At 41.8% G+C, this 11,988-nt stretch carries 9 protein-coding genes; 6 read left to right on the top strand and 3 right to left on the bottom strand.

What is annotated here, in order from left to right:
- Nucleotides 1-364 precede the first annotated feature (364 nt).
- Nucleotides 365-1,855 (top strand): amino acid permease, encoded by a 1,491-nt coding sequence (locus ACWIB3_RS16210; protein ID WP_185218638.1) that lies wholly within the window; start codon nt 365-367, stop codon nt 1,853-1,855.
- Between the two features lie 73 nt (nt 1,856-1,928).
- A complete protein-coding gene (locus ACWIB3_RS16205) occupies nt 1,929-2,111 on the top strand; it encodes an RNA-binding protein (RefSeq protein WP_454292139.1) in 183 nt (60 codons plus the stop codon).
- 105 nt (nt 2,112-2,216) lie between these two features.
- Here ACWIB3_RS16205 and ACWIB3_RS16200 read toward each other — a convergent pair whose 3' ends face one another.
- The 3 genes from ACWIB3_RS16200 to ACWIB3_RS16190 all read right to left on the bottom strand — a co-directional run bounded on the left by ACWIB3_RS16200 (nt 2,217) and on the right by ACWIB3_RS16190 (nt 5,361).
- Nucleotides 2,217-3,542 carry an OmpA family protein gene (locus ACWIB3_RS16200; RefSeq protein ID WP_185213513.1) on the bottom strand — a complete coding sequence of 442 codons (1,326 nt, stop codon included), beginning with the start codon at nt 3,540-3,542 and terminating at the stop codon, nt 2,217-2,219.
- Nucleotides 3,543-3,648: 106 nt separating this feature from the next.
- Nucleotides 3,649-4,506: a universal stress protein gene (locus ACWIB3_RS16195; RefSeq protein ID WP_185213514.1), complete on the bottom strand. Its 858-nt coding sequence runs from the start codon at nt 4,504-4,506 to the stop codon at nt 3,649-3,651.
- 15 nt (nt 4,507-4,521) lie between these two features.
- Nucleotides 4,522-5,361 (bottom strand): universal stress protein, encoded by an 840-nt coding sequence (locus ACWIB3_RS16190; protein ID WP_185218641.1) that lies wholly within the window; start codon nt 5,359-5,361, stop codon nt 4,522-4,524.
- A gap of 134 nt (nt 5,362-5,495) precedes the next feature.
- Here ACWIB3_RS16190 and alaS point away from each other — a divergent pair, with 134 nt between their 5' ends.
- The 4 genes from alaS (at nt 5,496) to glmS (ending at nt 11,987) form a co-directional block, all read left to right on the top strand.
- Complete coding sequence (alaS, locus tag ACWIB3_RS16185; RefSeq protein ID WP_454292138.1) at nt 5,496-8,111, top strand: alanine--tRNA ligase; 2,616 nt, start codon at nt 5,496-5,498, stop codon at nt 8,109-8,111.
- A 5-nt stretch (nt 8,112-8,116) separates the two neighbouring features.
- On the top strand, nt 8,117-9,223 hold the full coding sequence (locus ACWIB3_RS16180; protein WP_454292137.1) for a redoxin domain-containing protein: 1,107 nt from the start codon (nt 8,117-8,119) through the stop codon (nt 9,221-9,223).
- A gap of 100 nt (nt 9,224-9,323) precedes the next feature.
- On the top strand, nt 9,324-10,016 hold the full coding sequence (locus ACWIB3_RS16175; protein ID WP_185213517.1) for a response regulator transcription factor: 693 nt from the start codon (nt 9,324-9,326) through the stop codon (nt 10,014-10,016).
- 129 nt (nt 10,017-10,145) lie between these two features.
- Nucleotides 10,146-11,987 carry a glutamine--fructose-6-phosphate transaminase (isomerizing) gene (gene glmS / locus ACWIB3_RS16170; protein WP_185218643.1) on the top strand — a complete coding sequence of 614 codons (1,842 nt, stop codon included), beginning with the start codon at nt 10,146-10,148 and terminating at the stop codon, nt 11,985-11,987.
- Nucleotide 11,988 lies beyond the last annotated feature (1 nt).

Genomic DNA, 11,988 nt, shown 5'->3' with positions numbered 1-11,988 from the left:
TTTTATTTCCGATTTTCGGAATAGGTCCACAAATAGAATTGCTGTAATTTCTTTATCTACCTATTAAACAATGGTTTTTTATTAAGGTTTTGGTTTAATTATCGATACTTATAAAAGAAATTTGAGGATTTTGCTGGATGTAGCAAAAAAGTGATAAATGTATTGGGTTTAATTATTCTGTATTGATTGAATCCTGCCAATAATTATTCTGATAGTTCTTGTCTGGAACGAATGATTGCAAAGAAATAAGGTTAAATCATTGTAGTTTTTAATTTATTAGCGTCCTTGCTAATGAATTGTTAATGAATTGTAATCTATTTTAATTTTTTTGTAGGTTTGATTCTTTAATTATTCATCTAAATTTATGTGGTATAAAAAATCTATTACAAAATTAATTTCTGAAGCTGAACAGAGCGGCGAAGGTACCCTGAAACGGACCTTGTCCAGTTCTGGCCTGATTGCTTTGGGGATTGGAGCCATTATCGGTGCGGGACTATTCTCTTTGACAGGGATTGCTGCTGCTGACCATGCTGGTCCCGCGGTAATGATATCTTTTATTATTGCTGCGGTAGGCTGTGCATTTGCTGGGCTATGTTATGCGGAGTTTGCTTCCATGATTCCTGTTGCAGGAAGTGCCTACACCTATTCCTATGCAACCATGGGCGAGTTTATGGCTTGGATCATCGGTTGGGACCTTGTACTTGAATACGCTTTGGCTGCTGCTACCGTTGCGGTGAGCTGGTCGCAATATGTCAATGAGCTGTTCTTATTGATAGGGGTCCATCTCCCCCAGGAAGTGCTAGCAGGACCATTTGAAGGCGGGGTAATCAACTTGCCTGCCATTATCATCGTTTGTCTCTTGTCGCTGCTGCTGATGCGCGGAACGCAGGAGTCTTCCTTTGTCAATAACATCTTGGTTGTTTTGAAGGTGGCTGTTGTGATCTTGTTTATCGTATTGGGCTGGCAATTTATCGATCCTGCAAACCATACGCCATTGATCCCTACAAACGAAGGTGAGGAAATGGTGAAGACTGGGCAAATGGGATTCTGGGAGTTCTGGAATAGTGATTATCGGGGACACTATGGCTGGACAGGGATTCTACAGGCTGCAGGGGTTGTGTTCTTTGCATTTATTGGTTTTGATGCGGTAAGTACTGCTGCGCAGGAAGCGAAAGATCCTAAGAAAGGCATGCCTATTGGGATTATCGGTTCATTGATCGTTTGTACTATATTATATGTGCTGTTTGCTTATGTTATGACAGGTTTGGCACCTTACACTGTGTTCAGTGGTGATGCAAAACCCGTAGCGACGGCATTTGAAAAAACTGGCTATCATTTCTTGAATACGGCGATGATCGTGACGATCATTGCTGGATATACATCGGTGATCCTGGTGATGTTGTTGGGTCAGAGCCGCGTATTCTATTCGATGAGTAAGGATGGTCTGTTGCCTAAATTGTTCTCGGACCTTTCTAAACGTCAGACGCCTTGGAAAACAAACTTGATCTTTATGATCTTCGTAAGTTTGTTTGCTGGATTTGTGCCGGTTTCAGATCTAGGGCACATGGTAAGTATCGGAACATTATTTGCCTTTACATTAGTGTGTATCGGAGTGTTGGTGTTGCGTAAAACCAATCCGAAGCTTGAGCGTCCATTTAGGACACCTTTGGTGCCTTTGGTGCCAATATTAGGTATCTTGGTGTGTGTGCTGATGATGGCGGGTCTTCCGATCGAGAGCTGGGAGCGTTTAGGAATCTGGATGGCAATCGGTGTTGCATTCTATTTCTTGTACGGACATAAACATTCCAAGATCAGGAAAGAGAAAGAAGCAGAAGCTTCTGGAACTTCTGAATAAGGATAATCATATTTAATCATTGGGGTAGGGCACAGGCTTTCTACCCCTTTTTATTTTAACCATACATTAACTTATGGACACGATAAATAATGGGGATTTTTGCCAAATAATCGCTGGGACCCATAAAGGGAAATCGGGTAGGGTGAATGATCTGCATGTAAGCAAGACCGGACATCAAACCCTTACGGTGGAACAGGATTCGGGAGTACGCTTTAAGACACTTTTGAAAAATGTAGTCAAAGTGTTGGAAGGCTAATTCTCCTGTAGGAAAGAAAAGGCCTAGATAGGGCTAAAAATAAGAAGGACCTGCATCTGCAGGTCCTTCTTGGTTGTATGTTGTTTAGCTTAATGCAAGTTGTTCCTAGAATAAGGTAAATTCAACACGTCTGTTCAACTGACGTCCTTCTGGCGTACTGTTGGTAGCGATAGGTTGGTTAGGACCATAACCTGTAGCTTCGATACGTGATGCATTGGCACCTTTAGATACTAAGTAAGCTTTAACTGATTCTGCACGTTCTTTTGACAGACGTAAGTTCAATTGAAGTGAACCTGTGTTATCGGTGTGACCGGCAAGTTTTAAGCTGAAGTTTTTCTCGATCAATAAAGCTGCAACTCTATTCAATGATTCGTAAGATGAAGGGCGGATAGTAGCTTTGCTCAAGTCAAATTCCAAGTTTTTGATAGCTTCATCAACAACTTTTCTATCTTCTTCAGTCACTACGATTTTCTCAACCACTTTGGTCTCGTGTTTAGCTTCTGGAAGTGGACATCCTGAACCGTCAACTTTAGTTCCTGCAGGAGTATCTGGACATTTGTCAAATTTGTTAGCAACACCGTCGCCATCACTATCTTCTAAGCCAGCATTGATTTCATCCATGTTGGACTGTAATTTTTCATTTGCAGCAACCAAAGCATCACGCTCTGCTTTTAACTCATCATATCTTGCAGCCATTGTTGCCACAGGGTTTGAGTTTCCAAGGTAAGGTTTGCTTCCGTCACCCAATGCAACCTCTAGACCAGCATGCGCATAGGAGAACAGGTCGTTTTTGTATTGATCACCACGAACTCCATCAAAGTTTTGGTTTGCCCAGTTCAACTGGTAACCCAAGTCGATGTTGATTCCTTTCGCCACTGCGAATTTGAAACCAGCGTCAACTGGAACGAAAAGTTTTGTTTGAGATTCTGCAGTAGTTGAAGTTTCACCGATTTTCGTAGTGGTTTCGAAACTCATTGCACCTACACCGACAGCGAAGTAAGGTTTGATGATACTGTTGAAGAACCTCCAGTTTGTATTTGCCATAGTGAACTCACCAGATAGGGCTGCTGACCAAGGCATTTTAGTTTCAAACTCGGAAATTGCTGCGCCAGCAGTTTCATTGACACCGCCAACTTTACCGCCCATGTATTGAGCTTTAATTCCGAAAGATGGGGAGATTTGGTTCTTAACATACGCAGAGTAACCTACGTTGTGGTTTAATTTATCGAATCCAGCTCTGTTGAAGCCGAAAATGTTTGATTGATTAAGGACCCCTGCATTTACTCCGATCGACCAAGTTCTGTACTGGGTAGTTGGACCTAAAGTAGTCGTGCCTTCAACGGTAGCTGTGTTGGTTTGAGCGAAAGTAGCAGAAGAGATTAAAACAGCAGCAGCTAATGCGCTAACTTTTTTAAAGTAAAGTGTTTTCATAATATTATATGCTTTTATGCCAAAGGCATGGCAAATTTGTTGCCAAAACAACTTGTTTTGGCAACTCAGCCTAAAATATCATGATTTTGTAGTGAAAAACCTATAATTATGCCTTCAAAACCCTTGCAAAGAACGTTGGGATCTGGATGTTAAAAGCCATTTTCTTGATGACATTGGACTCCGTCAATTGCCTGAACACACTTTTCTTGCTTTTTGTCAAGATCAGGATGTCTGCCTGTTCATCCAATAGGACGGAAGTGATTGCCTGTGCAACAGTTTCCTTCTGGCGCATGAACAAGGTCTGCGGTTTGATGATATAGGAGATGTCAGAAATGCCTAGTTCGGTTTCGATTCTGTCGATCCAAACCTTAAAATCTGCATCAATATCTTTAATAGGCCTGTCGTTGGTGTTCACGTGGATCAATATCAGTCTGTAATCAGCTTTGAACAAAGGAGCTGCCTGTTGTAAAGCAGTAAGTTCAGCTTCCTTGAAATTACAAAGCAAGGCTATACTGTCCTTTTTAAAGACGGTAGAGGTTTCTGGAACCGCCAATACCGGTGTAGTGGTGTTTAATATGGTATCATAGGTGTTGCTGCCGATAAATACCGCATCTAACCCAGAAGCACCTTGAGTTCCCATGACAACGGCATCATAGGCAGTAGCGTTGGTTACGGCTTTGATTTCATCGTAAAGATTTCCATCCTTAAATATGCTATTCAGCTTCACATTAGGGAATTCTTGCTGATACTTGGCAAGGGTATCTACCATGTTTTGTTCAGCCTCAGGAACCCTTGGGTCGTTCAATGGAGTTTCGCCTTTCACATTGGCATAGGTGTTAGAATGTGAAGAGAACACGTGGATCAGATCAATTTCTTGTCCACCTTGTTGAGCGACTTGACAAGCGTAATGGATGGCATTGTCAGAATTCTCTGAGAAGTCAATAGGTATAAGTAGTTTGCTCATGCTGTATAGTTTTATTTATATTTTGTCGAAAAAAGCTGGTTTATCAAGTTCCAAAGCTAAGGCTTTAGAAACAGAACTTTTAAATAACCTTTCAAAGAATGTTTTTCTACTAGGTGTGATCAATATTATCTGTGGATTTACCTCGGCAATCACTTTGCTGACTACCTCAGGTACAGAATCCAATTCGATATCATCTTTATTGATAGGTTCAGCAATGGTATTTACTTGTTGAATGGAACCCATCTCGCGGATATTGAAGGCCCAGGAGTCTAGGTCGTCCTTGATGTTTTCGGGTTTTTGGCTTTCCTTGAACACATGGATCAAGGTCAAGTCTTGAGGTACCCCGATAATATCCTGGAATTCCTTTAGAGTATCCAATTCAGCAGCTTTAAAGTTAGTCAATAAGGAAACATGATTTATTCCGAATTGGAATGCTTGGTTCGGGATAACAACCACAGGGACCTCTGATTTTGAAGCCACAGCCACAGTTGTACTTCCGTAGTAAATGGATTTCAACTGGCTTTCGCCTGATGCACCCATCACGATCATGGCATATTTTCCAGATTGAGAAAGCTCAGTCAGTTTGTCTATGATCAAACCTCTGGAGCATTCAATGCTAATATGCAATGAAGGATATTTCCTGAGCAGCTTTGTCTGCAATTCTTGTATCTTCTCATCCGCCAAAAGACCTGTGCCATTGGTTTCTTCAGAAGCATTTTCTCCTACTGAGCTAGACGTGTAGCAATGTAATAGGTGGATGTTGTGTTCTTTTTCCTGTGCAAGTTGGCAGGCATAATCTGCCGCAAAGCCAGCATTTTCAGAAAAATCAGTAGGGACAATAATTGTCATCTTCATGAATTATTTTGTTGTGTGTTTTTACAGAGATAAATTTAGGAAAAATATGCGTCATATTAATAAAAATTGGCTTGAATGGCGAGTTTACTCGTCAAATTTGAGTAAGTTTGCAGCTAAAATTAGACACGAATTAAATGACTAGTAGAGATATACGTCAAGCCTTTTTAGATTTTTTCAAAAGTAAAGGACATCAAATTGTTCCTTCGGCACCAGTTGTAGTGAAGAACGACCCTACATTGATGTTTACCAATGCGGGGATGAACCAATTCAAAGAATTGTTTTTAGGAGAAGCTGTCGCCAAATTCCCAAGAGTGGCCGATACACAGCGTTGTCTACGTGTTTCCGGAAAACATAATGACCTTGAAGAGGTAGGGATTGATACCTATCACCATACCCTTTTTGAGATGCTTGGTAACTGGTCTTTTGGTGATTACTTTAAGAAAGAAGCAATCGAATGGGCTTGGGAGCTATTGACTGATGTGTTGAAATTAGACAAGGATCGCCTTTACGTGACGATTTTTGAGGGTGATGTTACTGAAGGCTTGCAACAGGATGAAGAAGCCTTTAACCTATGGAAGGCATTGATTCCGGAAGATCGTATCCTATTGGGTAACAAGAAGGATAATTTCTGGGAAATGGGTGATACAGGTCCTTGTGGTCCTTGTTCTGAAATCCATTACGATATGCGTTCGGATGAAGAGCGTGCTCAGGTGAAGGGTCAGGACTTGGTCAACATGGATGATCCACAGGTTATCGAGATCTGGAACCTGGTATTTATGCAGTTCAACAGGTTAAAAGATGGAAGCTTGGTTTCCCTGCCGGCAAAACATGTCGATACAGGGATGGGCTTTGAACGTTTGGTGCGTGCCATTCAAGGTAAATCATCCAACTATGATACGGATGTATTCCAGTCATTGATTCAATTTATCGCAAATAAATCGGGTATTGCCTACGGAGCCGATGAGAAGACGGATATCGCCATGCGCGTGCTGTCTGATCATATCAGGGCTGTAAGTTTTGCCATCGCTGATGGGCAGTTGCCGTCAAATAATAAAGCGGGTTATGTGATCCGCAGGATTTTGAGACGTGCTGTCCGTTATGCCTATACTTTCTTGCATTTCAAGACTCCTTTTATCCATGAGCTTGTTCCTGTATTGGCTGAGCAGTTCAAAGGAGTGTTCGATGAACTGTACCAACAGCAGGATTTTGTAGAAAAGGTGATCTTGGAGGAAGAGGTTTCCTTCTTGAGAACCTTGACCCAAGGGATCCAGCGTTTTGAAACCTATTCAGCAGACCATGAGGCCATAGACGGAGAATTCGCATTCGAACTGTTCGATACCTTTGGGTTCCCAATTGACCTGACCGAACTATTGGCTAGGGAGAAGGGCATGACCGTGGATATGCACGGGTTTCAACAGGCATTATTGGCCCAAAAGGAAAGATCTAGAGCTGCAACGGCTGTGGATACTGGAGATTGGGTCCTTGTAAATGATGAAGCGGAGAGTGAATTTGTAGGTTATGATAATTTAACGGCGACCACAGAGATCCTGAAATATAGAAAGGTTTCTAGCAAGGGTAAAGATCAATTTCAATTGGTGCTTTCTGAAACGCCATTCTATGCAGAAGGTGGTGGTCAGGTCGGTGATAAAGGCTATTTACGTTCTTTGGATAACAATGAAAAGGTTAGCATCCTGGATACGAAGAAAGAGAATGGACTTTTCATACACTTCGTCAACCAACTTCCTGCTGTCCTGAGCGGAGAGTTTGAAGCGGTTGTGGATGTGAAGAAAAGAAAGGATACCGAAGCTAATCACTCTGCTACTCACTTGTTGCATGCTGCTTTGAAGCAGGTATTGGGTGAACATGTGAACCAAAAAGGTTCGTTGGTATCTCCAGATGTGCTACGTTTTGACTTCTCGCACTTCGCGAAGTTGACCTACGAGGAGATCAAACAGATTGAGGACATCGTGAATGCGAAGATCCGCCAAGATGTACCTTTGAAGGAAGAGCGTAATGTTCCTTTCCAAAAAGCTATCGATTCGGGTGTTACAGCCCTATTCGGAGAGAAGTATGGAGATCATGTGCGTGTGATCACCTTTGATGATTCCTATTCTAAGGAGCTGTGTGGTGGTACGCACGTTGCGGCAACTGGACAGATCGGTTTCTTCAAGATCCTTTCGGAATCTGCGGTTGCGGCAGGAGTGAGAAGGATTGAAGCCATTACCGGTACCCGTTCGGAGCAAGTGATCCGTGAGCACTTTGAATTGCTTGATAACCTTAAGGAGCTATTGAACAACCCTAAGGACTTTGTTTCTGCTCTTTCAAAAACATTGGATGAGAACAATGCCTTGAAAAAGGAGATTGAGAACTACGTGAAAGAGAAGTCCCAAGGACTGAAAAATGATATCGAGAAGAAATTGGAAAAAGTTGGCGATATCAACTATGTCGCAACCATCGTAGACCTTCCAAGTGTGGATGCGGTGAAGACTTTGGCTTATACCCTGAAGGGGGCAATCAATAACCTTTATGCCGTATTGGGTGCCGTGATTGATGGTAAACCAAGCATCACGGTGATGATCTCTGATGACCTGGCAAAAGAAAAGGGATTGCATGCAGGTAACATCGTTCGCGATTTAGCTAAGGAAATCCAAGGTGGTGGCGGGGGCCAGCCTTTCTTTGCGACAGCAGGGGGTAAGGATGCTTCTGGATTGGAGAGAGCTATTTCAAAATCAAGAGAGTTTATTAAATAAGAAAAATGAAAAAGTTTGCAGTTTATTTTGGATTGGTGGGGATGTTATCCGCTGGTTTGTCTTCATGTTCAAATTCTGATACCATTCAGGTTGGCGGTGTGATCGAGAATCCAGGGAATGTGAAAGTTGTCAGCTTCTATGAAGGTGAACAGAAATTAGATTCAACATTTATTGCGGATGGCAACCGTTTCAAGTTTGAAAGACCGGCTACTCAAGAGAGGTTATTGACATTGGCCGTGGGCAATAATAGGTATCCAATTATCCTGGAACCTGGTAAGGCAGTGGAATTCAATGTCAATTTGCAGAATCCTGACCAGTACGAAGTGAAGGGTTCGGAGCTTTCTCAGAAGTTGAAAGACTTTGCCGTACAGAAGTCTAGGATTGATTTCGTTCGGGACTCCTTGCAACAGGCCTTTTCAAGTGCTACCAATGATTTAGATGCCAATGGTATCCAAAATCTACGTTCTGAGATGTTGATGAAGTTCGAACCTTTCTTTAAGAACTACATCGCTGAGGCGGTTTCATTTGCCCAAAAGAACAATGACTTGGCCGGTTTTTATGTGATGAGCACATTGGATCCCGAAATGGCCGAACCAGAATTGATTGCCTATGCCGATCAAATCAAGGCAGAGTTCCCAAACAATCGTTATGTGAATGAGTTCAAGACTGAGGTTGATAAACTTAGGAAGCTGGCTGTAGGTCAAGCCGCTCCCGAAATCTTGGCTTATACACCGGATAATAGAACCGTAAAGCTTTCAGACTATAAAGGCAAATATGTTTTGGTAGACTTCTGGGCGTCATGGTGCATGCCTTGCCGTGAGGAGAACCCTAACATCGTCAAACAATACAATAACTTCAAAGACCATAATTTTACTGTTTTAGGCGTGTCCTTGGATAACAATCCAGGCTCTTGGATGCGTGCAATACAGGACGATAAGTTAGAATGGACGAATATCTCAGACCTTCAGGCGTGGAGCTCTCCATTGATTATTGATTATTCCATCAAAGGTATCCCAGCATCTTACCTCTTAGATGAGCAGGGCGTTATCATTGCTAAGAATTTGAGGGGAAAGCAATTAGAAGATTTTTTAACGAAAACCTTAAAAAAATAAGAATCAATTGTTAAGTCTATTTTAAGGCTTAACAATTTCATAACTTTTGGGTAACTTTATTTTATAATTAAGTATATACCTTAGCAAAAAAACAGCTTATATGGCCAATAATCAAAAGATTCTTGTGGTTGATGATGAGTCCGACATTGTTGAACTCATTTCATACAATTTAACTAAGGAAGGTTACCAAGTATATACCGCTTCTAATGGGAAAGAAGCTATTAAAGTTGCCAAAGAGGTTTTTCCAGACCTTATTATCCTTGATGTCATGATGCCGGAGATGGATGGTATTGAAGCCTGTCGTTTGATGCGTTCGATGCCTGAGTTCAAACAGATCTTCATGGTATTCTTGACAGCTAGGAGTGAGGAGTATTCCGAAATCGCAGGTTTCCATGTAGGAGCTGACGATTATATTGCCAAGCCAATTAAGCCAAGGGCTTTAATGAGCCGTATCAATGCAATCTTAAGAAGAAATACTACAGAGGTTATTGATGATCAGGTAACTGATAAACTTGAGATCTCTGACCTCGTAATTGATAGGGATTCCTTCTTGGTATTCCGTGGGGATGAGAAATTTGTACTGGCGAAAAAAGAATTTGAACTGTTATACCTGTTAGCTTCAAAACCCAACAAAGTATTCACTAGGGAGCAGATCCTGAAAGCGATCTGGGAGGATTCCGTAGTCGTAACCAATAGGACGATCGACGTGCATATCCGAAAACTCCGAGAAAAGATTGGAGACAGCTATGTCACTACAGTCAAGGGGGTTGGCTACAAGTTTGAACTAGAATAAAGAAATTTTAATTACAAACCGGACCAGATTGGTTCGGTTTTTGTTTTTAAGAGCACGCAATCGTTTGCACTAATAAATTTTATATATTTACTCAATATTTTAAAACTTAAATTAAAACGAGAAAAACATATGTGTGGAATTGTCGGTTATACCGGAACGCGCCAAGCTTATCCCATTGTGATAGACGGCTTAAAGAAATTAGAATACAGAGGATACGATAGTGCTGGTATTGCACTTCAACAAGGAGATTCCTTAAAGGTTTACAAGAAAGCAGGTAAAGTTGCAGCGTTAGAAGAATTTGTTGGAGACCAATCCACAGCTGGCACTACAGGAATTGGTCATACCCGTTGGGCTACCCACGGCGAACCCTCAGACCGAAATGCTCACCCCCATGTTTCCAAATCTGGAAAACTTGCCATGATCCATAACGGAATCATCGAGAACTATGCCCAACTAAAAAACGAACTTACTAAAGAAGGATACGAATTTAAATCCGATACGGATTCCGAGGTCCTACTTAACTTCATTGAAGACATACAAGAAAAGAATGAATGTGGTCTTGAGGAGGCAATCCGCATTGCCCTAAAAAGGGTGACCGGTGCTTATGTGATCTTGTTGATCGCTGCAGACCAACCTGATACCATCATTGCTGCCCGTAAGGGAAGTCCATTGGTAATCGGTATAGGGAAGAATGAACATTTCTTGGGTTCTGATGCATCACCTATGTTGGCTTATACCAAAGAGGTGGTCTATATCAATGATTATGAGTTGGCCATCGTAAAGCCTGATGAACTGATCTTGAAAAATCTTGGTAATGAAATCATCACTCCATTTGTTCAGAAGCTGGATCTTGAATTGGCGGCTATTGAAAAAGGTGGTTATGATCACTTCATGTTAAAAGAGATATTTGAACAACCTACTACCATTGCTGATTCCTTAAGAGGTCGATTGATCTTGAATGAACATAGGATTATCCTGAGTGGGGTAGATGCCATCCAAGATAAGTTGGCGAATGCCCGCAGGATTATTATTGTGGCCTGTGGTACCAGCTGGCATGCCGGTCTGGTTGCAGAGTATGTAATCGAGGAATTATGCCGTGTGAACGTGGAGGTGGAATACGCTTCGGAATTTAGATACCGTAACCCGGTGATCAATTCAGATGATGTGATCATCGCAATCTCGCAGAGTGGTGAAACGGCTGATACCTTGGTAGCCCTAGAACGTGCTAAAGAACAAGGAGCAACCATCTTCGGTATTGTTAACGTTGTTGGTTCTTCCATTGCTCGCATTTCCCATGCTGGTTGTTATACCCATGCAGGTCCAGAGATCGGTGTAGCCAGTACAAAGGCCTATACAGCACAGCTTGCCGTGTTGATGTTGTTTGCATTGAAATTGGCAAAAGCTAGGGGAACTATCTCTGACGAGCGTTTTGATGAGCTTTGTCAAGAATTGCACGATGTTCCAGAGAAAGTTCAATGGGTATTGGAAAATGAGGTTGACAATATCAAAGCTATCGCTTACAAATACAAAGATGCTCGCGATGTACTTTATTTAGGACGTGGATATAATTTCCCAACGGCTCTAGAAGGTGCATTAAAGTTGAAGGAGATTTCCTATATCCACGCAGAAGGTTATCCAGCTGCGGAGATGAAACATGGTCCAATTGCCTTGGTTGATGAGGAATTACCAGTAGTTTTCATTGCAAGTAAGGATGCTTACCATGAGAAGATCGTAAGTAATATCCAAGAAATTAAAGCTAGAAAAGGGATGGTGATCTCCGTAATGACGGAAGGAGATGAAGTTACTCCGACCATTTCAAATGATGTCATGGTTGTTCCAGAGGCTGATGAAGTTATTGCTCCTTTATTGACGGTGGTTCCATTGCAACTGTTGTCGTACTATATCGGAGTGTACCGTGGTTTAGATGTTGATAAACCAAGGAACTTAGCTAAATCAGTAACTGTGGAATAAT

The sequence above is a fragment of the Sphingobacterium sp. NPDC055431 genome (genome assembly GCF_053644255.1).
This window is presented reverse-complemented; position numbering and strand designations above follow the sequence as displayed.